Below are 23323 nucleotides of genomic sequence, written 5' to 3'. Positions count from 1 at the left end.
GATGATCTGCTAACATCCTGATTCATGGTTCAACTGCCTACAGTGTCGGAATCCGACACGCGCGATGCTTTCGCCACGACACCGGTCGATGACTATGAGCTCGTCGACTTCGGCGGCGGCCGCAGGCTTGAACGCTGGGGTGAGTTCCTGGTGGACAGCCCTGATCGGTTGGCGACCGGTGCACCCATGGATCCTTACTGGAATGCAGACTGGATCTACGTGGCTGACCTGGGTGTGCAGGGACACTGGCAGCCAACCCGCGGCGGGCTGCCGCGCGAATGGACGGCGCGGGTCGACGGCCTCGAAGTGATATGCAGACCGGGTCGGAGGGGGCACATCGGCCTCCATGGGCGCGACATTTCCTGTGCACGCTGGGTGCGTCAGCGTATCGAGGGCTGCTACGACCTCGATGAAATCCGGGTGCTTAACCTGTTTGCAGGTAACGGGTATGTCTCGGCGCAGGCGCTGGCGGCCGGCGCGAGTGTTGTACATGTCGATGCCAGCACCGATATGCTCGCGCTGGCGCGACTGCAGGCCGGGTCGAGCAATATCGAATACGTGCACGACGATGTGATGGACCATGTCGAGCATCTGCTGCGCGGCAAGGCGCGTTTCGAAATGGTGATACTGCCGGTGCCGCCCATCGGCCATGGACCGCGCGGCCAGATGTGGGATCGCGAGGTCGACATGGCAAAGCTGGTCAAATACCTGCCCCGCTTGCTGTCGAAACAGGCATTGGGGGTTTGGCTGTCGACCGACGGCGGCGCCATCACCTGGAAGGCGGAAGGCCTCGGCCAGTTGCTGCGTGAGGCGCTCCCCGGCTGTACCATCGAGCCGCTGCACCTCGGTACCCGGACCGCGGGCGGACGCGTACTGCCGGCCGGTGTTGCTGCACGCTGGTACGATGCCACCGAGTTCCTGCAGACCAGCGGTCTGCCGCTGACTGCGGCACAGCTCGAGGAACGGCTCGACATTCACATGATTTCTCTGGGTGCGGCCGAAGAGCCGGCGCGGGCATTGGCCGGATTCACGCGCGAGCAACAAGATTTCGTGCTGCATTGGGTGAGTGTGGTGGCGCGCACCAGCGCCGGGATGGCACTGAATTTTGTCGCGCATGTGGCGCCGGCATTGCGCCTGCTGGACCTGGCCGGCGTTGAGGCCTGGCTGCTGGCATGCATGGATATCTACGACACGCGCGGTCTGCATCCGGCGGTGGCCGCATTCCGGGATGTGGAGCGCTTCGCGCGCGAGTACCGTGCACGTAAGACCGGTGTGGCATTCGACGACGTTGTGAATGTGCTGGAGAATTTCGTGCACGGCCTGAGCGGACGACGTCTAAAGATCGAGTGCGGTGAGCGGTGTTACACCGATACCGAAACACTGTATCTGACCGCGAGCATGGTGCGATACCCGGAGCGCGAGGACAACTTCCAGCTGTACAAGGCACATGTCGTGCACCTCTGGGCGCAGACCTGGTTCGGTACCTGGCGCATCGACCTGGCCGAGGTGTTCGGTCGCTATGCCGACGGCGAGCGGGCCATGCAATGCTTCCACTTCCTGGAAACCCTGCGTCTGGATGCATGCATCCGCCGTATGCTGCCGGGCCAGCATCGGCAGCTCGTGCGCTTCCGGGAAGACAGCATGGCCGGGCTCGCCGCCGACTGGCACGCGGCAGCCGCCGCACTGGATCAGCCGGAGGCGCGGGTCGAGGATACACTGCAGTGGTTGCAGCAGCTGTTCGATGCACCGTTGCCCGAACCGGTCATGTACCAGGGTGTGCTGTGTCCCGATACGGTCTTACAGGTACGCCGCGCGCGAATTGACAGCGATCGTCAGGCCTTCCGCCTGCACCTGTTGCGCCTGGCGCAGGAACTGCAGGACGCGGGGCAAGTGGCGGACGAGCCGGCAGCGCAGGATGGGCAGCCACGACGCCTCCCATTCGAGCTGAAAACAGTCGAGTCCAGCGAACATCCAGACGGCTTTGCCTTCGAATTGCAGCTCGACGGCAAACCGATCGCCCCGCCCGAGCACGTGCGGGGCACGATGGCCTCTATCCTCCAGGATCTCGGCGAGATCCCGGAGGATTACCTGTATGCTGCCGGTGACGGCGCCTATGAAGCTGCAGCGCCCGGGGCGCAAAGCGCCGATGACGTGTGGAAGGGGACCTACCACGAGGAAGGCGCGTTTCTCTACAACGAATGGGATTACGAGCGCCAGAACTACCGCAAGAACTGGGCGGTGCTGCGCGAGCTGGAAGTCAGCCCGGCCGATGCCGGCTTCGTGCGCGACACCCTGGTGAAGTACCGCGGACTGGCTGCGCACCTCCGCCGCACCTTCGAGGCTTTGCGCGGCGAGGACAAGCTGCTCAAGAAGCAGCCCTATGGCGACAATGTAGACATCGACGCCCTGGTCGAGGCCTATGCCGACACCACCATGGGCATGGAGCTAAGCGAGCGGCTGTTCACCAAGATGCACAAGCTGGAACGTGACATCGCGGTGATGTTCATGGTGGACATGAGCGGTTCCACTAAAGGCTGGATCAACGACGCCGAGCGCGAGGCGCTGGTACTGCTGTGCGAGGCACTGGAAACGCTCGGTGACCGTTACGCTATCTACGGCTTCTCCGGCATGACCCGCAAACGCTGCGAGGTTTATCGCGTCAAACGTTTCGACGAGGCCTACGGCGACGAGGTGCGCGGGCGCATCAGCGGCATCCGCCCCAAGGATTATACGCGCATGGGCGTGACCATACGTCACCTCTGCCAGCTGCTCGATCGGGTGGAGGCGCGCACCAAGCTGCTTATCACGCTGTCCGATGGCAAGCCGGATGACTACGACAGCTACCGCGGTGCTTATGGTATCGAGGATACGCGCCAGGCACTGATCGAGGCCAGGCGCATGGGAATTCATTCCTTCTGTATCACCATCGACAGCGAAGCGCGTGATTACCTGCCGCACATGTACGGCGCGGCGAACTATGCGGTGGTCGACGAGGTGCGCAAGCTGCCGCTCAAGGTCTCCGATATCTACCGTCGGTTGACGACCTGAACCGGTGGGCGATGGAGCTATGCCAAAGCCCACCGGGCCGTGGCCAAGCACCTGCCCTGCACGCGATCACGCGGACGGAGCTGTCGTTGTTGCTTCCGTGTGCACGGTCAGCTGCGGGAACGGGATCACCCAGCCCGCGCGGTTGCACGCATCCACGCAGGCTTGCTGCATCAGGCGCTGCGCCCTGAAGTAGGCGCCGGCAGCGGAGCCTGCAAGCACCACGTAGATCTGGTAGTCCAGCGAGCTGGCGCCGGCGGCCTTGAATTCGACCGTGACGCTGCGCAGCTCGGTGCCGAGTCCGGCCGCAATGAAGCGTTCGCCGATTGCGCTGCGGAAGCGTTCCGGCACGATGTCGAGGCAGATGGCTTGATGCTGGTAGTCGATGCCAAAAGTCGTGGCGATTCCGAATTCGCCGCGTGACAGGTTGCGGACGTTCTGGCCGATGAAATCAGCAGTGCGATATTGCACCAGGCTGTCCAGCACGCTGAGCTCGATCAGCTCGATGCTCTGCTGCAGTACCCTGCCGATGCTGCCACCGGCAAACTGGATGTAATCACCCGGCTGGCACGGAAACCAGGGTTCCTGGCCGGCGGGTCGAGAGGTGTAGTTGTTCATCATGTGCAGCGGGAGTCGCACGACGCCGTCTAGGGCCGGGTTGCGCAGGACGGAGTAGACGCTGAGCGATTCGACCAGCAGCGGGACGCCATCGAGAACCAGGCGTTCCTTTTCCCGCACCGGGCCGACGCCGAGCAGCAACCGTATCTCGGCGGCATAGCGCGGCAGCGTCTGGCGCAGGGCGAGGGCGACGCCGACCAGTGCAACGATCGCCAGTGTCAGGAACAGCAGGTCGCCACGCGCATAAAAGACCACCAGCGTGGCCAGCACCATGAGCACCGCGGTTGCCAGCCGGTAGCTGTAGAGGATCAGCGGTGCACGCTTGACGCCGCTGTCGCGGGGGCTGCGGTACAGCCATTTCAAATAGAGTGAGCGCAGACCCCTGGCGAGCAGCCAGATAACCAGGCTGACGGTGACGGCCAGGGCCAGGGTCAGACCGCGTCCGTGCAGGAATTCCGTCAGCGCTTCCCACACGGCCCTGCGCCAGGAGACACCCTCGGTCTTTATGCTGTCGAGCTTGAAGCGGGAGATATCCAGAGCGCGTTGCGTGTCTTCCCGGCGCTGCTCCCAGGTGGTCTGCAACTGCTGCAACGGACCGGCTGCCGCAGCCGGCAGGTCATGGGCGCTGAAGGTTCGGATGGATTCCACTGCCTTGTCTATGATTTTCAGCTGGTTCTCACGGCGCTCGATCTCTCTGCTGAGGCTGTCGATCTGGCGCGGCTTCGCCGTCAGTTCCTTGAGCGTCGACAGCAACGGGCGACTGATCTGTTCGACTTCCTCGCGCCAGTCGATCCGCTGTTCCGGCTGTTCGGCCAGCAGGGACAGGTTGACGCCGCCGAGTGCGATGTGCTCGAAGGATTGTTGCAGCTCGGCTATCTCGTTCCGCAAATGCTCAATACGCTGCTCGAGGTCTTGCCGGTCGGCGGTTTCCTCGACCCGTTTGAGTTGTTCTTTGAGGTCGCGCAGCGTGTTGCGCTTGGCATCGATGGATGCCTGAATGGTGACCAGGTTGTCGACAGCCGCCTGCTGTTTGCTGTCGCCGATAACCGTCTGCGACGGGGCTTCCTGCGCGAGCTGCGCAGGCGCTGGGCCGGTGATCAGCAGGCACAGCAGCAGGCACCGGGTGATGGTACTGACAAAGGATCTGTGCAAGTGATTCATGCTGGTTTCGATTGGGCGGTCGCGCACGGGTCACGCCCCGGTGCGTTTGGGACCGCTGCCTACTTTACAACAAACTGGAGAAGAGCGTAGCCAGGCCGAGAAAACTGAAAAAACCGACGACGTCGGTAAGGGTCGTGAGAATGATCGAGGCCGATTGTGCCGGGTCCTGGCCGAGCCGGGTCAGCACCAGCGGGATCGCTGCGCCGGACAGGCCCGCTAGCATCATCGAGATCACCATGGCCACGGCGATGACGGCAGACAGGCCCGGGGAATGGCTCCACAGCAGGACGCCGAGGCCGGTTACCACGGCGATCGCGACACCGTTCAGCAGTCCGGCCAGCATTTCCTTGAGCAGGACGCGTTGCCAGTGTGTGATCCGAATCTCGCGCAGCGCGAGTCCGCGCATGATAACCGCCAGGGCCTGGGCGCCGGTATTGCCGGACTGCCCGGCGACGACTGGCAGCAGTACGGCGAGCGCTGTGAAGCGCCCGATGGTGTCCTCGAAGAGGCCGACCACCGCGGCGGCGAGAAAGGCCGTGAGCAGGTTGATATTGAGCCAGGGCAGGCGCTTGCGCATGGCGTGCAGGGGAGGTGACAGGGCGCGCTCGTCGCGGCTGACGCCGACCATGGCCTGCAGATCGGCGGCGGCTTCCTCCTGCGCGGCCTTGATCACCGTGGATTGCCGGATGATGCCCAGCAGCCGGTTATCGAGGTCGGTGACCGGCAGCAGCCGGAGCCGGTGACGCGAGAACAGGTCGACGATCTCCTCGCGCGGAGTCAGGGCGTTGACGCATACCGGCCGGTCAATTCGTATGATGCTCTCGAGTCGCGCGGTCGGGTCAGCATGCACGAGGTCGACGAGGTCCACCAGGCCGACCAGCCTGCCGCTGTCGTCCGTTACGACCAGTACGGCGGAGTCGCGTACGGCGAACCTGCGCAAGCGCTGCAGCGCCTGCTTGACGGTCAGGCGCATCGGGAAACTGGCTGCGCGCGGCTGCATCAGCCTGCCGGCACTGGCCTGCGGGTATGACATCAGGTCGCGCAGTTCGCGGGCGAGGCCGGCATCCAGCACGGCCAGTCGCGCCTCGCGGCTCGCAGGCTCGAGGCTGCCGAGCAGCAGGGCTGCCGCGACCGGATCCATGGCGGCCAATATGCGTCTGACGGTCTCTGCCTTCAGTTCCTCCAGCACGGTCGCGGCCAGTGCTGTGGAGATGCGGCCCAGGATGCGGGCGCCGCGTTCGGACGCAACCGACTGCAGCAATTGGGCGATTTCACCCGCAGGCGCCGCTTCCAGTACCTCGGTTGCTTCCTGCGGGAAGTCGTCGATGAAGGCATCCGTCAGGGCATGCGAAATAGCGCGCAGATCGGTCATGGTGTTCTGCGCCGGTCGGTGGCGCTCGTCGTGCTGATCAGCGCGGATAGCAACGGCAGCGTCGTCGTGGCGAATAGTTCACCCAGCGTCAGCAGGCTATTGATGCCGGCCTCGAGGCTGATTCCATGCTGGAGCTGCTCCTGCAGCCGACGCAGGTGCTTCTGCCGGATGATGCCGAGCAGGATGTTGTCTGTGTCCGTGACCGGCAGTGCGTGATAATCCTGCCAGTACGGGCTGTCGAGCACGGCCTCGAGCGGGAGCAGGGGCGAAATGCAGGCGACATGCCGGTCCATGATGTCGCGCACGGGACTGGTCGGCAGCGAATTGAGCAGTTCATGCAGGGTCATGACGCCAGTCAGGCGTCCCGTGCTGCTGGTGGCGTAGAGATAGGACTTCGTGCCACGGCGGATGCGCTTGATGCGCTTGATGGCATCCCGCACCGTCATGTCCTCGGGGATGCTGGCCAGTGGCGCCTCCATGATCGCGCCAGCAGTCCCTTCGGGATAGGGCAGCAGGCGCGTGAGCGTGGCTGCGAGCCCGGGTTCCAGCCTGCCCAGCAAGGCCGCCCGGTCGTCCTGAGTCAGCTGGCGCAGCAGCATCAGCTGGTAATCGGGCGTGAGCCGCTCCAGCACCCGGTCCGCCAGCGGGGTCTCGATTGTCGCCAGGCAGTCCGCAGCGAACGCCGGGGTGAAATGTCCCACGATCGTGGCGGCCGTGGTCGTGTTTGCGGCAGCGAGAAAGCGCGCGACGCTGCCGGCGGGGAATTTCTCGAGTACGCGAGCGGCGGTTGCGGGCTGCCATTTCAGGGCTGCAGCGCTCAGGCGCGAATACGGGTTCATGTGCTGCCGGAACCGGTCAGATTGATCGACTCCCGTTCGCTGAACTGCTTGGCCGGCACCAGTGCCTGTCCCTCCGCCGTCTCAGGATGAGGCCGGTGCGCGTGATACGCACTATCTTGCCCTGGAGTTCGCCGATCCGGACCAGGTCGCCGGTATGGTAGGTCTGGGCGATCGTTTGCGCGGCCAGCATGTTGGCGATCGTCGTTCCGGCGCCGATGGCAAAGGCGAGGGCCAGGGCTGCCAGCAACATGCCGCATACGGTCGCCACCAGGGCGATCAGTACCGTGTTATCGATACCGACCTGTCCGGCGGCGATGGTGAATACGATCAGCAGAACGAGTGCCTGGCTGAGGCGGCCGAGGGTTTCCCCGTGCTCGATACCGGCCCTGTTGCTGCTGCGCGTTATCACGGCCCGCGACGCCTCGCCGAACCAGAGGCCGATGAATAGGATCAGGAGTCCGGCCAGCAGGCGTGGCAGATAAGCGGTGATACCCCCGAGCAGGCCCGAGATCACCTTCAGATCCAGCACTTCTGCTGCAGCGAGTATGAAAAAGAGCATGACCACCCAGAAGACGATGCGGCTGGCGATGCGTGGTGCGGCGCTGTAGGACTGTGGCTGCTTGATGCGCGTGTCCAGCGGTCGGGAATGCGCCAGCCGCAGCAGGGTCTTTTCGGTGATCTTCTCCGTTGTGTATCGCAGCAGCCGTGCCACCGCCCAGCCGGCGAGCAGGAGCACGAGTGCGCCCAGTATGGAGGGCAGAAAATCGAGAATCTGGATGGCTACACGCTTGACGGACTCGGTGAGTGTGGCGGTCCATTCCTGGAGTTCCAGGATCGTGTTCTGATTTTCCATGATGGGCAATCATAGGGTGCAAGTCACGCCAGCCGCAACCGGATCGGTGGTTGGCTGATAGCAAGTTCACAGCCATTATGCAGTGTCCTCAGCTGCAGGCAGGCAAGCGCGGAACGGCCGCACGTGTGCGGTGACCTGCGGGCGATCGTCGCTGGCAACGGGATGGTTGCCGCGGGATCCGGCGTTAAGTTTGCTCTGTCGCCGCAACCGCGAACGGGTTGGCGTCTATGGTGCATCGGGTTGGTGCAGCATTCGGAAAGTTGATATTCATCATACTTTAATAAAATTCTAATATGCTATAAGACCTCCGGAAAAGGAGGTGTGATGTGTATATCGACAACCTGACGATCACCGCCCTGGTGATCTTTGCGTTCGAGTTCGTCCTCTTCGTGCGTTTCTGCATGTTCGGCCAGTGTGGCGGACCGTTGCGCGAGGATGAAACGGCTGTACAGGACGGACTGTGCTGATACGGCGGCGGCCACCCTGCACCCGGCATGCGTGGCACCCGCTACCGGCGCGATGCGCCGGTAGCGGGTAAGGAGCGCTGTCTCGATGGCCGGCATCCACTGCAGCCGAGCGGGCGCAATGTTCTTATCATAATGATTAATAAGAGAAGATTAAGTTCTTGTCGATCGGGCGGCGGAAATCCGATATTGACAAAATATAATTAAATTCTAATATAAATATTATCTTTTCTTAACGGGGTTGCGGGAGGTCTAACATGCACATCGACAGCCTTACGATTACTGCATTCGTGGTGTTCATCGTCATGCTCGCCGTGTTCGTGCGCTTTTGCATGGTAAAGGTCTGCACGGTGGCGGCCATGCAGTGGCAGCGGCATGTGGTTGCGGCGCAGGACGCCGAGGAGTCGGCGACCGTCGGCAAGGGAGGCGAATCATGAAACTCGCACTGCGCACGTTGATACTCGCGGGCGGTGAAGTCCTTCCCGTACAGACCGCCCGGAAGTTGCTGGCGGAAGGTGGGCAGTTGGTGGACATTCGACCGCCGGCCGAATTCCGGCGCGGTACGCTGCCCGGGGCGCTGAATCTGCCGGCCGACGCCTTGGGTTACGACGCAGGTCATCTCAACAGACGCGAACCGGTCATTCTCTACGGCGCGACACCAGTGGCCTGCGTACGCGCTGCGCGCTTGCTGGCGGGGCAGGGTTTTTCCCGTATCTATCATCTCGACGACCGGGATCAGTCGGACATCTGACTGGACCTCATAATCCCGCACTAACTGCGTAGCTACGCGAAAGCTGTGCCTGGCCGCGCCCGGCATGGCCCAGGCCAGTCTCTCGACCGCGCTGCGGTCTCACCTGTACCTGCCTCCCGCGGCGCGGGACGCGACTGAGGGATGCGGGAGGTAGGGCAACGCTGGGGCAATTGCCAACGATGTCCGAGTGACGCGCAGCACGGGGAAGTGCGGGAGCGGCGAGGGATGTGGGCGCCGGGTGTTTGGGCGTGATCACGATACTCTGGCACGGGGTCCGGGTTGCGTCGGCTTCGCGACCAATCGGCGGCAGCAACCGCGCCGCGGGGCTCTGCCGCAGCGGTATCAGGTGTGCTCGAGGCCGAAACTCAATGGAATTCCCCCACCACGCAGGTGCTGTAGCGCCACCTTTCATGGCGGCTGCTGAGCAGACCGCAGTCCCGCGCGCGTCGTATATCTCATCCGTTATTTCTGGTCCTGAGAGGCAGTTGTCTCCTTGTCGTGGGCGTGTGCCGGATCTGTGTCGGATTCCGGCCGTGGCGAGTCATCGTCCATGATGATGCGATGTGCCGGACCCTCAAGATCGTCGAACTGGCCCGAGCGGATGGCCCAGGTAAAGACCCAGGCAATCACTGCGATCAGGACGATGGACAACGGGATGAGCAGGTAGATGATTTCCATGGTTTACCTTCCGCGCGTCAGGCGCAGGGCGTTGAGTACCACCAGCAGCGAACTGGATGACATGCCGATGGCAGCCATCCATGGCGCGACATATCCCATGGCTGCCGCAGGCAGGGCGACCAGATTGTAGCCGATCGCCCAGGCCAGGTTCTGGCGGATAATGCCCAGCGTGCGCCGTGCCAGTCGCAGCCCCCGGGACAGGCCTTGCAGCCGGTTTGATAGCAGAATCATGTCTGCGCTGGCCTGGCTGAGCTGCGCGGCAGCCTGCATGGCGATGGAGACATCTGCCGCGCCGAGTACTGGAGCATCGTTGATGCCGTCACCGACCATGACCACCACTGCGCCCTGCTGCTGCAATCGCTGGACCTCACGCAGCTTGTCGGCCGGTTTCATTTCGGCGCAATGGTTGTCGATGCCGAGTGCCGTGGCAATCGCCTGTACCGAAGCCGCATTGTCCCCGCTCATCAGGATAACCTTGGTGCCATCCTGTCGCAGTTCGCGGATCGCGCTCGCGGCATCGGCGCGCAATTCGTCGCGGAGTGAGAATCGTGCGTGCTCCTGTTCCGCGTCTGCCAGCAGGATATGCGTGGCATCCGCTACGGCCGGCGCCGCCATGTCACCTGCCCCCGCGCAGTGTTCCGCGATAAATCCCGCGTTGCCGATGTACCAGGTGCGGCCGTGCACCTCGCCGCTGATGCCGGCGCCGGGGTGGTTGGTGACGGCGCGCGCCTGATACGGTGTCGCGCTGGCACGGGCGCAGATTGCACGGGCCGCCGCATGCTCCGAGTGAAGTTCCAGCGCTGCGGCAATCCGCAGCAGCTCGGCCTCATCGAGCCCGGAATGACGCTCAATAGCGACGATGGCCGGCGCGCCGACAGTGAGGGTGCCGGTCTTGTCGAACACGACATGGGTCGCGCGCGCGAGGGTTTCCAGGCGCGCGCGACCGGTGGTCAGCAGGCCGCGCGCAAGCAGTGTGCCGGTGGCGGCACTGATGGCGGTGGGCGTGGCGAGCGAAAGCGCGCACGGACAGGTAACCACCAGTACCGCAACCAGTACCGGCAGCCAGTGCGCCGGTGCCTGCAGCCACCAGTAGATTCCGGTCACCGCCGCCAGCAGCAGCACGCCTACGACGAACCAGGCGGCCGCGCGGTCGGCCAGCTGGGTGAGCGCCGGCTTTTCCTGTTGGGCGCTTTCCAGCAGTCGGGTGATCTCGGCAAGCACGGTATCGAGGCCGGTCTTGTCCACGCGCATCACGAGCGGGCTTTCCATGTTGATGCTGCCGCCGATCAGGCGGTCGCCGACATGTTTGGTCAGTGGTGTGCTCTCGCCGCTGAGCAAGGCCTCGCTGACACCGGAGCTGCCCGTCTCGACCGTGCCATCCGCCGGGACCGCTGCACCCGGCTTGATCAGAACCCGGTCGCCCGGCTGCAGGTCGCCGGCCGGAATGATCTCCTGCGTTTCGCCGGCATCCGTTACCTGCAGCCGGGTGGCCATCGCGGGCAGGGCCTGGGACAGGTTCTCGGCGATCTCTGCGCCGCGTTTACGCGCCATCAGCTCGAAGTAGCGGCTGACCAGCAGGAAGAATATGAACATCACGACCGAGTCGAAATAGACTTCGCCCTGGCCGCTGAGCGTGGCGTGGATGCTGCCGCCGAAGGCGACGAGCATGCCGAGCGCGACCGGCACATCCATGCCGACGCTGTGATTGCGCAAGTCGCGCCACGCACCACGCAGAAAGGGGGCGCCCGAATACAGCAGTACCGGTGTGCTCAGCAGTAGCCCGACCCAGCGGAAGAAGCGTCTGTATTCGTCTTCCATGCCCGACCAGCCGCCGATATATAGCGTGATCGACAGCATCATGACCTGCATGCCCAGGACGCCGGCAATGCCAATGCGTTTGAGCTGGCTGCGACGTTCGCGCTCGCGCGCGAGCTGTTGCTGCGCGGGATCATAGGGGTGCGCGGTGTAGCCGATGTTATGGATTGCCTGCAGGATCTCGCTCAGCTTGATTTGCTCATCATTCCAGCGAATGCGTGCACGGTGGGTGGCGTAGTTGATCTGTACGTCGAGCACACCGGGCAGGCGACTCACGTGACGTTCGTTCAGCCAGACACAGGCGGCGCAGACGATGCCTTCGAGTATGAGTGCCGCCTCCTGTTCATGCGCAGCGGTCGTGCGCACGAAGGTCTTCTGGATCTCGGGATGGTCATAGATCCGGGTCTGCTGGATGAACTCCGGCACCAACGCTGCGCCGGTGTTGGAAACCTGTGTGCGGTGACGGTAAAAATCGGCATGGCCGGCGTCGATGATCGCCTGTGCCACGGCCTGGCAGCCGGGGCAGCACATGGGTTCGTCGCGGCCGTTGACGTGAACCGTTAGTCCGAGTCCCGGCGTTACCGGCAGGCCGCAGTGAAAGCAGCTGGTCGCAGCTGTAGCTGTCGCAGGTTGTGGTGGTTCGGCAGGCGCCGGTGTCGGCCGTGTTGTCTGTGTATTCATTTAACTATATGAAAAGTAGAATAATTATATCGTTATGACTGGGATATCGACAAGCCGGTGGCCGGTTCAGTATGAAACCTTATTATAATTTTCTAATGAGTTGATATGGATCAACGCGGCCTGATTTTGACCTGACAAATAATACCCTCCGCATTCCAGTTTTATTACCTTGCGCCGGCTGCTGCAGGCGTGGGGATTCAGAATCTGAATGACAGGAGAAAAACGATGAAGACGCGTCTCGCAGTAACGCTGCTGACCACCCTGATAGCGACGTCCGCCCAGGCCTGGCAGGCCGGTGATGTCGTGGTGCGGGCGGGTGCTGCCGGTGTCATGCCAACTGGTGATGGTACGGTATACCCGGCCGCAGGTACCACGCCGGCCGGCAAGGTTGAAGCCGATGATGCCTGGAGTCTCGGTGTGTCCCTGACCTACATGGCTACCAATAATATTGGTGTGGGCGTGCTCGGTGCCTGGCCCTTCAAACACGATATCAACGGCAAGGACGATCTCGCAGCCGCAGGTACGGTTGCGGAAACCAAGCAGCTGCCGCCCACCGTCACGCTGCAGTATCACTTCGATACCGGCTCCAACCTGCATCCCTATGCCGGTATCGGTGTTAATTACACGACCTTCTTCGATACCAAGACCAAGGGTGCGCTGACCGGAACCGATCTCGACCTGGGCAGTTCCTGGGGTTTGGCCGGCGAGCTCGGCGTTGACTACGAGCTGCAGAACAACTGGCTGGTCGGTGCGCAGGTCTTCTACATGGACATCGACACCGATGCGAAGATCAGCGGTGCCGGCGCCCCGCTGGATGGTACCCATACCGTATCGATCGATCCTTGGGCGGTCATGGTCAGCGTAGGCAAAAAGTTCTGACAGCAAACGGCTTGAATCAGCATCCGGTCTGAAGGATACTGACGCCCCGATTGTGTGCAGCGAAAGCTGCACACAATCAAGAAGTAAGGGAGACATGGCGGTGCCGGGACGGGGCCCGGGTCAGTGCGCTGGCTGCAAACGCGAATGGGTCTCGTTTCGCGGGTGAGCAAGGCACGGCAGACAGTCTGCATCGCGTAGCCCGGCGTCGCTGCCAACGTCCTTGTGCCGTCACTCCGGTTAGTCCGGTATGCGGCGTAACGGAGCGCCGGTTCGGCAGGATAAGCGTCCCGGTTTGCGGGGCTGAAAAATTCGGTAACGGTATTAACAATCTGAAACAGGGAGGTCGGCATGACCGATCAGCAAACGTACAACTACACGGTGGTCAGGCAGTTCGCCATCATGGCCATCATCTGGGGCATCGTCGGTATGCTGGTCGGGGTGTTTATCGCCGCCCAGCTGGCATGGCCGGTACTCAACTTCGATTTGCCCTGGCTGACCTTCAGCCGGTTGCGGCCGTTGCATACCAATGCCGTAATCTTCGCCTTCGGCGGCTCCGCGCTGTTTGCCACCTCCTATTACGTCGTACAGCGCACCTGTCACGCGCGGCTGATCAGCGACGGCCTCGCAGCCTTCACCTTCTGGGGCTGGCAGCTGATCATTGTACTGGCGGCCGTAACCCTGCCGCTCGGCATCACCACCAGCAAGGAATATGCTGAACTCGAGTGGCCGATCGATCTGCTGATCGCAGCCGTGTGGGTCGCCTACGCGATCGTGTTCTTCGGCACGATCGTTAAGCGCCGTGTCGAGCACATCTACGTTGCCAACTGGTTCTACGGTGCCTTCATCATCACCATCGCGATCCTGCACATCGTCAACAGCGCCGCCGTGCCGGTTTCACTCACGAAATCCTACTCGGCCTACGCCGGCGTCCAGGACGCCATGGTGCAGTGGTGGTACGGACACAACGCCGTGGGCTTCTTCCTGACGGCAGGCTTCCTCGGCATGATGTATTACTTTGTGCCCAAGCAGGCGGGGCGGCCGGTGTACTCCTACCGGCTCTCGGTGGTGCATTTCTGGGCGCTGATCTTCACCTACATGTGGGCTGGCCCGCATCACCTGCACTACACGGCGCTGCCGGACTGGGCGCAGTCGCTGGGCATGCTCATGTCGCTGATCCTGCTGGCGCCAAGCTGGGGCGGTATGATCAATGGCATCATGACGCTGTCGGGCGCATGGGAGAAACTGCGTACCGACCCGGTACTGCGACTGCTGATCGTCTCGATTTCCTTCTACGGCATGTCCACCTTCGAAGGCCCGATGATGTCCATCAAGACGGTGAACGCGCTGTCGCACTATACCGACTGGACCATCGGTCACGTGCATTCCGGCGCGCTGGGCTGGGTGGCGCTGGTGTCCATGGGCAGCCTGTACTACCTGATTCCGCGGCTGTTCAACCGTGAGCTCTATAGCCTGAAGCTGGTGGAAGTGCACTTCTGGACCTCGACCATCGGCATCGTGCTCTACATCGCTTCCATGTGGGTGGCGGGCATCATGCAGGGACTGATGTGGCGTGCGACCAACGCGGATGGCACTCTGACCTACAGCTTTGTCGAGTCGGTCCAGGCCATGCACCCGTACTTCATCGTCCGCTTCCTGGGCGGTGCGCTGTTCCTGTTCGGTACGCTGGTAATGGCCTGGAATATCCTGAAGACCATCGCGGGCGCCAAGCCTGCTGTTGGCAGCATCCCGGCACCAGCCGAAGCTCACTAAGGAGACGATCATGGCTACAGGACATGACAAGATAGAAAAAAATATCGGCGTGATGATGATTCTGATCATCCTGGTGGTTTCCGTGGGTGGTCTGGTCGAGATCGTGCCGCTGTTCTTCCAGAAATCGACGACCGAGGCGGTGGCGGGGCTGGAGCCCTACTCGCCGCTGCGGCTGACGGGTCGCGATATCTACGTCCGGGAAGGCTGCTACGTCTGCCACTCGCAGATGATCCGGCCGTTCCGTGCCGAGACCGAGCGCTATGGCCACTATTCGGTCGCAGGTGAATACGTGTACGACCATCCGTTCCAGTGGGGATCCAAACGTACCGGGCCTGATCTGCATCGCGTCGGCGGCCGTTACAGTGACGACTGGCATCGCGTGCATCTGACGAACCCACGCGACGTGGTGCCGGAATCGATCATGCCGGGTTACCCGTGGCTGGAGAAGAATCCTGCCGACGCCTCTACCATTCAGAAGAAGATGGAAGTGCTGCGCTTGCTGGGCGCTCCGTACACGGACGAGCAGATCGCAAGCGCGCCCAAGGCGCTTGAGGGTAAGACCGAGATGGACGCCATCATCGCCTACCTGCAGGGCCTGGGTACGGCGGTCAAGACCCGGAGATAACGTTCGTGAGTCAGACGCTGTTGCATGAGATCTGGACGGTGGTGGCGCTGGTGGTGTTCGTCGGCATCGTCGTCTGGGCCTGGAGCGGCAAGCGGAAGAAACAGTTTGAAGAGGCGGCAAACATCCCGTTCGACGAAGACGACGGGATGACGCCGGCAGATAAATATTCCAAGGAGAATTCCCATGGCTGATTTCACAAGCGGCTTCTGGAACATCTACATCATTATCCTGACAGTCGTGTCGATTCTGGCCTGTTTCTGGCTGGTGCGCTGGCTGTCCACCGCGCCTGGCGAAGATATCGGCAAGCCGACCGGGCACGTCTGGGACGAGGACTTGCAGGAGCTGAACAACCCGCTGCCGCGCTGGTGGCTGATGCTGTTCTACATCACGCTCTTTTTCGCCATTGGCTACCTCGCGCTCTATCCCGGCCTCGGTTCCTTCAAGGGCTTCCTGGGCTGGTCCTCGACCGGCCAGTACCAGAGCGAGATGGACAAGGCGGATGCCGAGTACGGTCCCTTGTTTAAGAAATATGCGGGTATGGACCTGATGGCTGTGGCTGCCGATCCCGAGGCACGCCGCATGGGCGAGCGCATGTTCGTAAGCTACTGTGCCGTATGCCACGGTTCGGACGCGCGCGGTGCACGCGGTTTCCCGAACCTGCGCGATAACGACTGGCTCTACGGCGGTACGCCGCAAGCCATCGAAGCTTCCATTCTCAACGGTCGCAACGGTGTGATGCCGGCCTGGGAACAGGCGCTGGGCGGCGAGGCTGGCGTGGCGGACGTGGCTGCCTACGTGTTCAGCCTGAGCGGCAAGGAGGCCGATCCGGCCGCTGCCGGTCGAGGCCAGGAGAAGTTCCAACAGCTGTGCGTAGCCTGTCACGGTATGGACGGCAAGGGTAATCAGGCCCTGGGCGCACCTAATCTCACAGACGATGTCTGGTTGTACGGTGGCAGCAAGACTGCTGTAATGGAGACCATTGCCAAGGGTCGCAATGGCCAGATGCCGGCACACCGCGAATTCCTGGGCGAGGAGAAAGCGCATCTGCTCGCGGCTTATGTCTACAGCCTGTCGGCAGGTCAGTCTGCTGAATAGCGTATAGCCAAACGATCCGGATGGCAGGGCGACGGCCATGGCACAACAGCAAATACCCAAAACCCAGAAGTGTATTGCTGTGCTGTGGCCGTCCTTCCTCGTGGCCATCGTGGCCACGGGGCTGTTCTTCTCAGCGTTTGACCCGGCTGACCTGTATCCGTTTGGCGAGGATACCGAGGTCAGCAGGCTCGGCATCTACTCCATCGGTTTTCTGTTTTTCTGGCTGATCTCGACCATCTCCGGTATCGGTACGCTGTATTTCGCAATCACCAACTGCATGCGGCAAGACAAGGACAACCGGGGTCAGTAGTCCAAGCCCATGGCTGAGGTTGAACAGAAAAGACCCGTAACGACGGGCGGCGCCGACGAGCAGGTCGAAAAATCCCTGTACGCCAAGGCGGCGAAGATCTATCCGCGCGAGGTGCACGGTTTGTTCGCGCGTCTGCGCGTGCTTGGCGTGCTGAGCCTGCTGGGTATCTATTACGTTACGCCATGGCTGCGCTGGGATGGGCATCAGGCCCTGCTGCTGGACCTGCCGGCGCGCAAGTTTTACATCTTTTTCCTCACCCTGTGGCCGCAGGATTTCATCTACCTCGCCGCATTGCTGATCATCGCCGGACTGTCGCTGTTCTTCGTGACCGCCATTGCAGGGCGCGTATGGTGCGGTTACGCCTGCCCGCAGACAGTGTGGACCGAGGCTTTCCTGTGGATCGAACGTAAGGTCGAAGGTGATCGGGCCCGGCAGCAGAAGCTCGACGCGCAGGCGATGAACGCCCGCAAGTTCCGCATCAAGGCCACCAAGCAAGTACTATGGATCCTGTTTGCCGGTTGGACCGGCTTTACCTTCGTCGGTTATTTCACTCCCATCATCGAGCTCGGGCAGCGGCTGCTGACGTTCAGTCTTGGCCCGTGGGAAACGTTCTGGGTCATCTTTTACAGCTTCGCGACCTATGGCAATGCGGGCTTCATGCGTGAGCAGGTCTGCAAGTACATGTGCCCGTACGCGCGTTTCCAGAGCGCCATGTTCGACAAGGACACCCTGATCGTCTCGTACATACCCGAGCGCGGCGAGCCGCGCGGATCGCGCAAGCGCAGCGCCGATCCGCGGGCGCTGGGTCTGGGCGATTGCATCGACTGCACCATGTGCGTGCAGGTATGCCCGACCGGTATCGATATCCGCGATGGGCTGCAGTACGAATGCATCGCCTGTTCGGCCTGTATCGATGCCTGCGATGACGTGATGGAAAAGATGGGCTACGAAAAGGGCCTGATCCGCTATACCACGGAAAATGCCATGCACGGCAAAGCGTCGCATATACTCCGGCCGCGCATTGTCATCTACGCCATGATACTGCTTGCCATCATGGGCCTGTTCGTCTGGTCCTTCAGTCAACGCATCTCGCTGGGGCTGGACGTCATCAGGGATCGCAACCAGCTGTACCGGGAAACGAGCGCCGGCCTGATCGAGAACGTCTATACCCTCAAGGTGCTTAACATGGATGGTGCCGCGCATCGCTATACCCTGAGCGTCAGCGGTATCCCGGGGCTGCAGCTGCGCATGGACCTGCCGGAAATCCGCGTGGCATCGGGCGATGTGCTGGAGCTGCCGGTACGGTTGCAAGCCGACGAGGCTGCGCTGAAGGCGCGCAGCAGCGTGATCGAGTTCAGTCTCGTGGCAGATGATGCCCCGGCGCTGACCGCAACCGAGACAGCGCGCTTCCTGGGGCCGCGCTAGTCGCTATGTACGCCATGGCGGATCAGGAGCGGCGGCGCAGACGTTGGTACCAGGAACCCTGGGTATGGTTGCTGATAGCGCTGCCGCTGACAGCCGTGGTGGGAGGCATGATCACCATCTACCTCGCCGTCACGACCAGTGACGGGCTGGTGGTGGATGATTACTATGAGCGCGGCAAGGCCATCAATCAGGACCTGGCGCGTGACGATGCGGCGCGGCGTTACGGTCTGAGCGCCAACCTGGTGCTGTATCAGGGCAACACCCTGCGGTTGCAGTTGTCTGCCATCAATGGCAACTGGCCAGAAACCGTTAGCCTGTCGCTGTTGCATCCAACCCGTGCCGGCCATGACCAGGCCGTGCGACTCCGGCACACGGGCGCCGGCAGTTACCAGGGTACGATCGAACCACCGGCGGAAGGGCACTGGTATATCCAGCTGGAGGCGGATGACTGGCGCCTGTCCGGTACCCTGCAGGTCCCGCAGACCCAGCCCTTGCTGCTGGTGCCGGCTGGCTGACGCAGACATCGCCGGCAGGGTCGGCGGCGTGACCTATCGGCCCGCCTTTGCTTATCAGAACGCCGCGTCGACCGCAGCTGCGACAATATGTCCCGCAATCGCACCTCGACACGGATCGACCGGCTGGTCAGAATGACGCGTGACGGGTAATCGTGCGTGCCATGATGATCCCGCCAGACCCGTGAATTCCATTCCTTCCGCGCAAAGATTTGCATGAACATAGAAACCCTGGGTGCTGCCGCTCTCGTTGGCCTGCTCGGCGGCACGCATTGTATCGGGATGTGCGGCGGCATAGTCGGCGCCCTGACCTCGGGGCTATCCGGTGACCTGCGCAACTCGCGGCGTCGCCTGTTCGCGGCCCAGCTGGCCTATAACATTGGCCGCGTCGTCAGCTACGGTGTAGCCGGTCTGCTGGCCGGCCTCCTGGGGCAGCAAGCCACGACGATGGGCCTGACCGGGGGGTTTCCCGTAGGTGGAGTCGTCGCCGCCATCATCATGATCCTGCTCGGGTTGTATCTGGGCGGTTGGTGGCAGATCCTGCAATGGACGGAGCGTCTGGGCGCGCATCTCTGGCGCCGTATCGAACCGCTCGGCCGCCGTTTCATCCCGGTGCGTCATTCCGGTCAGGCACTGTTGCTCGGTCTGGTCTGGGGATGGCTGCCCTGTGGCATGGTCTACTCGGTGCTTACGCTGGCACTGGCCAGCGGGTCTGGCCCAGAGGGTGGGGCGATCATGCTTGCCTTCGGAGTCGGTACCCTGCCGACGATGCTGGCCATCGGGATTGCCTTCGGCTCGCTGGGCCGCTGGGTGCGGGATGCGCGGGTGCGCAAGGCGGCCGGCATCCTGGTCATCCTGATGGGGGTCGTGATGCTGCTTGCTATTCCCGGCAGGCATGGGCATCATTCGCACCCCCCGGCCGAACCCGCGGGCCAGCATCACCACCTGCATCCCGAATAGCGCGCAGTCCCGTAATGTGGTTAGCAACTGCCCATGTGGCGGGCGGGGCGACTCTGTCTCTGTATATAAGAAACACAATATATTGTGTTTAGCTGTTGAATAATCCCGCCCCGGAGCGTCGTCATTTCGTCGCCCTGAAATTCACTATAAATAATTGAAATAAAACATAATAATATCTAAAACAAAATGTCCTTGACAGGCTGTGTCAGGCTGAATAATCTCACCCCTCCCGACCCAATATATTGTGTTGGCAGCACACAACCCCGTCTCGGCTCAAGGCCGACAGTAAGGCGGCAGGAAGCATTTTCCTGTACAAAAATGTAACAACAGAGGGAGGACAACAGGACCGATGACCACCATGGCACACCTCGAAGCAGTCCCGACCGGCGTTACCGAGATCCCGCTGCAGCCGGCATCACAGGATATCTGGGAAAAGAAATACTGCCTGAAGACCAAGGACGGCATGCCGGTCGACGAGACTATCGATGCCACCTACCAGCGCGTCGCCCGTGCCCTCGCCGATGTCGAGACCACGCCCGAAGCACGCGAGGCCTGGTATCGCGAATTCCTCTGGGCGCTGCGTCATGGCGCGATTCCCGCCGGCCGCATCACCTCCAATGCCGGCGCACAGGAGCACAAACCCGCCACCTCCACCATCAACTGCACGGTATCCGGCACGGTGATGGACTCCATGAACGATATCCTGGAGAAGGTGCACGAGGCCGGCCTGACGCTGAAGGCCGGTTGCGGTATCGGTTACGAGTTCTCCACCCTGCGTCCGCGGGGTGCCTATGTGTCCGGTGCCGGTGCCTATACCTCCGGTCCCCTGTCGTTCATGGACATCTACGACAAGATGTGTTTCACCGTCTCCTCGGCCGGCGGGCGGCGTGGGGCACAGATGGCCACCTTCGACGTCGGGCACCCGGATGTGCTGGATTTCATCCGTGCCAAGCGCGAGGACGGCCGGCTGCGCCAGTTCAACCTCTCCCTGCTCATCACCACCGAGTTCATGGACGCGGTACAGAACGAGGCGGACTGGAAGCTGGCATTCCCGATCAGTCGCAAGGAACAGGAAGCGGGTATCGACCTGAACGATCCCGAGCAGGTGATCTGGCGCGAATGGCCGTACAAGGGTGACTACATCACCAACAATGCCGGCCTGGTGGCCTGCAGGGTATACCGGACCGTCCCGGCGCAGCGGCTGTGGGACATGATCATGAGTTCGACCTACGATTTTGCCGAGCCGGGTTTCATCCTGATCGACAAGGTCAACGAGATGAACAACAACTGGTTTTGCGAGAACATACGCGCCACCAATCCCTGTGGCGAGCAGCCGCTGCCGCCGTACGGCTCCTGCCTGCTGGGTTCGATCAACCTGACCAAGTTCGTGCGCAACCCGTTTACCCGGCGCGCCGAATTCGACTGGAAGGAATTCCGCAAGGTGGTCGCGGTCTTCACCCGCATGCTCGACAACGTGGTCGAGATCAACGGTCTGCCGCTGGCTGGCCAGCGCGACGAGATCCATCGCAAGCGCCGCCACGGGATGGGATTCCTGGGGCTTGGATCCACTGTCACCATGCTGCGCATGAAATACGGCGAGAAGGACTCGGTGGAATTCACCGAGCGCGTCAGCCGCGAGCTGGCCCTGACCGGCTGGCAGGTGGCGCTGGAACTCGCGCTGGAAAAGGGGGCGGCACCGATCATGGACGAGGATTTCACCGTCACCGAGGAGATGCTGCGCAAGCGCCCGGAGATGCGCCGCGACGGTTATCTGCCCGGCGACACTGTTAAGGGCAAGGTCCTGCATGCGCGTTACAGCCGCTATATGCAGCGTATTGCCGGCTTGGATCCCGCGCTGGCAGAGCAGTTGGCCGAAACCGGTGCGCGCTTTACCCATCACAGCTCGATCGCGCCGACCGGTACCATCTCGCTGTCGCTGGCCAACAACGCCAGCAACGGTATCGAGCCCAGCTTTGCGCACCATTATTTCCGCAACGTGATCCGTGAAGGACGCAAGACCAAGGAAAAGGTCGATGTGTTTTCCTTCGAGCTGCTTGCCTATCGCGAGCTGGTGAATCCGAATGCCAATCCCGGGTCAGACGGCGAGGGCGATACCCTGCCGGACTATTTCATCGCCGCGGACAACGTGACGCCGAAGCAGCACGTGGACATCCAGGCGGCGGCGCAGAAGTGGGTGGATTCCTCCATTTCCAAGACCGCAAACGTCCCGACCGATTATCCCTACGAGGATTTCAAGGGCATCTACCTGTATGCCTACAAGCAGGGCCTGAAGGGTTGCACCACCTTCCGCTTCAACCCGGAGGCGTTCCAGGGCGTGCTGGTCAAGGGTAAGGACCTGGAGAACACCGTCTACGAATTCACTCTGGACGACGGTAGCAAGGTCAGTCTGAAGGGCAACGAGGAGGTCGAATACGACGGCGAGATCCATACCGCCGCGAATCTGTACGATGCGCTGAAGGAAGGCTACTACGGCAAGTTCTAGCCGGCGGCATCGATGATCCACGTAGCGACCCGGTAACCGGAGAGTTTCAGGAGTAGAGCATGGCTATTCGAATCGAAAAGAAGATTGTGGGTTACAAGGTCGGTGATCGTGACGAGCCGCAGCAGCTGGCAAAGGTCGCCGCAGCGGAGGCTCCGCGCGAAGACAACATCGTGCACCTGCACGAGAAGCTGGAACGTCCGGAGATGCTGATCGGTTCGACCTACAAGGTCAAGACGCCGCTCTCCGAGCACGCGTTGTATGTCACCATCAACGACATCGTGCTCAATCATGGCACCGATAACGAACTGCGTCGTCCCTTCGAGATCTTCATCAACTCGAAGAACATGGACCACTTCCAGTGGATCGTGGCGCTGACCCGGATTATTTCCGCAGTGTTCCGCAAGGGCGGGGACGTGACCTTCCTGGTGGAGGAATTGCGTTCGGTGTTCGATCCGCGCGGCGGCTACTTCAAGAAAGGTGGCAAGTATATGCCCTCACTGGTGGCCGAGATCGGGGACGCGATCGAGTGCCACATGCGCATGATCGGTCTGCTCAAGGATGACGGCCTCGACGAGCATCAGCAGAAGCTGGTCGCCGAGAAGCGCGCCCAGTACGAGGCCGCCAAGGGTGCGGAAGAAGCCACCGATGCCGGCGATTTCCCGGAGGGTGCGCAGCTGTGCGGCAAGTGCCACACCAAGGCTGCGATCCAGCTCGACGGCTGCCTGACCTGTCTGAACTGTGGCGAGTCGAAGTGCGGATAAGCTGATGCTCGACGCCGGTAGTCCGGCGGGACCGGCAGCCGGCACGTCTGCGAGTCTGGGGCCGGGTCGCGCTCGGCTGTAATCGGGTAATGTTTTGTTTTAAAAAGAAAATATGCGAATGACGGCCTGCGTGCGCAGTGTTGGATGACGTTAGTACCTAAGGCCGATTGCCGCAGGCATCCCTCACAGCTATAACATTGTCATGG

At 62.0% G+C, this 23323-nt stretch carries 21 protein-coding genes; 15 read left to right on the top strand and 6 right to left on the bottom strand.

What is annotated here, in order from left to right; translation table 11 throughout:
* Window positions 1-42: 42 nt before the first annotated feature.
* Complete coding sequence (locus R3F42_08490) at window positions 43-3048, top strand: hypothetical protein (protein ID MEZ5542067.1); 3006 nt, start codon at window positions 43-45, stop codon at window positions 3046-3048.
* 66 nt (window positions 3049-3114) lie between these two features.
* On the opposite strand, the gene R3F42_08485 is transcribed toward R3F42_08490, so the two are convergent.
* The 4 genes from R3F42_08485 to R3F42_08470 all read right to left on the bottom strand — a co-directional run bounded on the left by R3F42_08485 (window position 3115) and on the right by R3F42_08470 (window position 7888).
* A complete protein-coding gene (locus tag R3F42_08485; protein MEZ5542066.1) occupies window positions 3115-4815 on the bottom strand; it encodes a hypothetical protein in 1701 nt (566 codons plus the stop codon).
* A gap of 73 nt (window positions 4816-4888) precedes the next feature.
* A complete protein-coding gene (mgtE, locus tag R3F42_08480; protein ID MEZ5542065.1) occupies window positions 4889-6196 on the bottom strand; it encodes a magnesium transporter in 1308 nt (435 codons plus the stop codon).
* Window positions 6193-7035: a CBS domain-containing protein gene (locus R3F42_08475; GenBank protein ID MEZ5542064.1), complete on the bottom strand. Its 843-nt coding sequence runs from the start codon at window positions 7033-7035 to the stop codon at window positions 6193-6195. The genes mgtE and R3F42_08475 overlap by 4 nt, the downstream gene beginning before the upstream one ends.
* Before the next feature lie 16 nt (window positions 7036-7051).
* On the bottom strand, window positions 7052-7888 hold the full coding sequence (locus tag R3F42_08470) for a hypothetical protein (protein MEZ5542063.1): 837 nt from the start codon (window positions 7886-7888) through the stop codon (window positions 7052-7054).
* Between the two features lie 326 nt (window positions 7889-8214).
* Here R3F42_08470 and R3F42_08465 point away from each other — a divergent pair, with 326 nt between their 5' ends.
* From R3F42_08465 to R3F42_08455, 3 genes are all read left to right on the top strand, one after another.
* A complete protein-coding gene (locus R3F42_08465) occupies window positions 8215-8355 on the top strand; it encodes a hypothetical protein (protein MEZ5542062.1) in 141 nt (46 codons plus the stop codon).
* Between the two features lie 254 nt (window positions 8356-8609).
* On the top strand, window positions 8610-8789 hold the full coding sequence (locus R3F42_08460) for a hypothetical protein (GenBank protein ID MEZ5542061.1): 180 nt from the start codon (window positions 8610-8612) through the stop codon (window positions 8787-8789).
* Complete coding sequence (locus tag R3F42_08455; protein MEZ5542060.1) at window positions 8786-9103, top strand: rhodanese-like domain-containing protein; 318 nt, start codon at window positions 8786-8788, stop codon at window positions 9101-9103. The genes R3F42_08460 and R3F42_08455 overlap by 4 nt, the downstream gene beginning before the upstream one ends.
* 462 nt (window positions 9104-9565) lie before the next feature.
* Here the strand turns inward: R3F42_08455 and ccoS are convergent, their stop codons facing one another.
* Window positions 9566-9781, bottom strand: a complete 216-nt coding sequence (ccoS, locus tag R3F42_08450; protein ID MEZ5542059.1) for a cbb3-type cytochrome oxidase assembly protein CcoS — start codon at window positions 9779-9781, stop codon at window positions 9566-9568.
* Window positions 9782-9784: 3 nt separating this feature from the next.
* Complete coding sequence (locus R3F42_08445; protein MEZ5542058.1) at window positions 9785-12277, bottom strand: heavy metal translocating P-type ATPase; 2493 nt, start codon at window positions 12275-12277, stop codon at window positions 9785-9787.
* Window positions 12278-12502: 225 nt separating this feature from the next.
* Here R3F42_08445 and R3F42_08440 point away from each other — a divergent pair, with 225 nt between their 5' ends.
* The 11 genes from R3F42_08440 to R3F42_08390 all read left to right on the top strand — a co-directional run bounded on the left by R3F42_08440 (window position 12503) and on the right by R3F42_08390 (window position 23117).
* Complete coding sequence (locus R3F42_08440; protein MEZ5542057.1) at window positions 12503-13156, top strand: OmpW family outer membrane protein; 654 nt, start codon at window positions 12503-12505, stop codon at window positions 13154-13156.
* 348 nt (window positions 13157-13504) lie between these two features.
* Entirely contained in the window at window positions 13505-14926 is a 1422-nt protein-coding gene (gene ccoN, locus R3F42_08435) for a cytochrome-c oxidase, cbb3-type subunit I (GenBank protein ID MEZ5542056.1), read from the top strand.
* Between the two features lie 10 nt (window positions 14927-14936).
* On the top strand, window positions 14937-15551 hold the full coding sequence (gene ccoO, locus R3F42_08430) for a cytochrome-c oxidase, cbb3-type subunit II (protein MEZ5542055.1): 615 nt from the start codon (window positions 14937-14939) through the stop codon (window positions 15549-15551).
* A 5-nt stretch (window positions 15552-15556) separates the two neighbouring features.
* Window positions 15557-15742 (top strand): cbb3-type cytochrome c oxidase subunit 3, encoded by a 186-nt coding sequence (locus tag R3F42_08425; protein MEZ5542054.1) that lies wholly within the window; start codon window positions 15557-15559, stop codon window positions 15740-15742.
* Window positions 15735-16646: a cytochrome-c oxidase, cbb3-type subunit III gene (gene ccoP / locus R3F42_08420; GenBank protein MEZ5542053.1), complete on the top strand. Its 912-nt coding sequence runs from the start codon at window positions 15735-15737 to the stop codon at window positions 16644-16646. Before R3F42_08425 ends, ccoP begins: the two co-directional genes overlap by 8 nt.
* Before the next feature lie 37 nt (window positions 16647-16683).
* Window positions 16684-16956: a hypothetical protein gene (locus R3F42_08415; GenBank protein ID MEZ5542052.1), complete on the top strand. Its 273-nt coding sequence runs from the start codon at window positions 16684-16686 to the stop codon at window positions 16954-16956.
* 9 nt (window positions 16957-16965) lie between these two features.
* The gene (gene ccoG / locus R3F42_08410) at window positions 16966-18381 is read left to right on the top strand and encodes a cytochrome c oxidase accessory protein CcoG (protein ID MEZ5542051.1); all 1416 of its coding nucleotides are present in this window, start codon (window positions 16966-16968) and stop codon (window positions 18379-18381) included.
* Between the two features lie 5 nt (window positions 18382-18386).
* Window positions 18387-18896 carry a FixH family protein gene (locus tag R3F42_08405; protein ID MEZ5542050.1) on the top strand — a complete coding sequence of 170 codons (510 nt, stop codon included), beginning with the start codon at window positions 18387-18389 and terminating at the stop codon, window positions 18894-18896.
* A gap of 213 nt (window positions 18897-19109) precedes the next feature.
* A complete protein-coding gene (locus R3F42_08400) occupies window positions 19110-19853 on the top strand; it encodes a sulfite exporter TauE/SafE family protein (protein ID MEZ5542049.1) in 744 nt (247 codons plus the stop codon).
* A gap of 349 nt (window positions 19854-20202) precedes the next feature.
* Window positions 20203-22356, top strand: a complete 2154-nt coding sequence (locus R3F42_08395; GenBank protein ID MEZ5542048.1) for an adenosylcobalamin-dependent ribonucleoside-diphosphate reductase — start codon at window positions 20203-20205, stop codon at window positions 22354-22356.
* A 59-nt stretch (window positions 22357-22415) separates the two neighbouring features.
* Window positions 22416-23117, top strand: coding sequence for an NrdJb (locus R3F42_08390; GenBank protein MEZ5542047.1), 702 nt, complete (start codon window positions 22416-22418; stop codon window positions 23115-23117).
* The last annotated feature ends 206 nt before the right edge of the window (window positions 23118-23323 follow it).

The organism is Pseudomonadota bacterium (genome assembly GCA_041395565.1).
In the GTDB taxonomy this organism is placed as follows: Bacteria; Pseudomonadota; Gammaproteobacteria; order UBA9214; family UBA9214; genus UBA9214.
Note: the sequence above shows the minus strand (reverse complement) of the source record. Positions and strands in the feature narration are given on the sequence as shown.

Bases quoted from the DNA above. Each gene is read 5' to 3' on its own strand.
- R3F42_08460 (MEZ5542061.1), top strand. From the start codon at position 8,610: ATGCACATCGACAGCCTTACGATTACTGCATTCGTGGTGTTCATCGTC.
- R3F42_08395 (MEZ5542048.1), top strand. From the start codon at position 20,203: ATGACCACCATGGCACACCTCGAAGCAGTCCCGACCGGCGTTACCGAG.
- R3F42_08405 (MEZ5542050.1), top strand. From the start codon at position 18,387: ATGTACGCCATGGCGGATCAGGAGCGGCGGCGCAGACGTTGGTACCAG.
- mgtE (MEZ5542065.1), bottom strand. From the start codon at position 6,196: ATGACCGATCTGCGCGCTATTTCGCATGCCCTGACGGATGCCTTCATC.
- R3F42_08390 (MEZ5542047.1), top strand. From the start codon at position 22,416: ATGGCTATTCGAATCGAAAAGAAGATTGTGGGTTACAAGGTCGGTGAT.
- ccoP (MEZ5542053.1), top strand. From the start codon at position 15,735: ATGGCTGATTTCACAAGCGGCTTCTGGAACATCTACATCATTATCCTG.
- R3F42_08440 (MEZ5542057.1), top strand. From the start codon at position 12,503: ATGAAGACGCGTCTCGCAGTAACGCTGCTGACCACCCTGATAGCGACG.
- ccoS (MEZ5542059.1), bottom strand. From the start codon at position 9,781: ATGGAAATCATCTACCTGCTCATCCCGTTGTCCATCGTCCTGATCGCA.
- R3F42_08455 (MEZ5542060.1), top strand. From the start codon at position 8,786: ATGAAACTCGCACTGCGCACGTTGATACTCGCGGGCGGTGAAGTCCTT.
- R3F42_08415 (MEZ5542052.1), top strand. From the start codon at position 16,684: ATGGCACAACAGCAAATACCCAAAACCCAGAAGTGTATTGCTGTGCTG.
- R3F42_08470 (MEZ5542063.1), bottom strand. From the start codon at position 7,888: ATGGAAAATCAGAACACGATCCTGGAACTCCAGGAATGGACCGCCACA.
- ccoO (MEZ5542055.1), top strand. From the start codon at position 14,937: ATGGCTACAGGACATGACAAGATAGAAAAAAATATCGGCGTGATGATG.
- R3F42_08400 (MEZ5542049.1), top strand. From the start codon at position 19,110: ATGAACATAGAAACCCTGGGTGCTGCCGCTCTCGTTGGCCTGCTCGGC.
- R3F42_08445 (MEZ5542058.1), bottom strand. From the start codon at position 12,277: ATGAATACACAGACAACACGGCCGACACCGGCGCCTGCCGAACCACCA.
- R3F42_08475 (MEZ5542064.1), bottom strand. From the start codon at position 7,035: ATGAACCCGTATTCGCGCCTGAGCGCTGCAGCCCTGAAATGGCAGCCC.
- ccoN (MEZ5542056.1), top strand. From the start codon at position 13,505: ATGACCGATCAGCAAACGTACAACTACACGGTGGTCAGGCAGTTCGCC.
- ccoG (MEZ5542051.1), top strand. From the start codon at position 16,966: ATGGCTGAGGTTGAACAGAAAAGACCCGTAACGACGGGCGGCGCCGAC.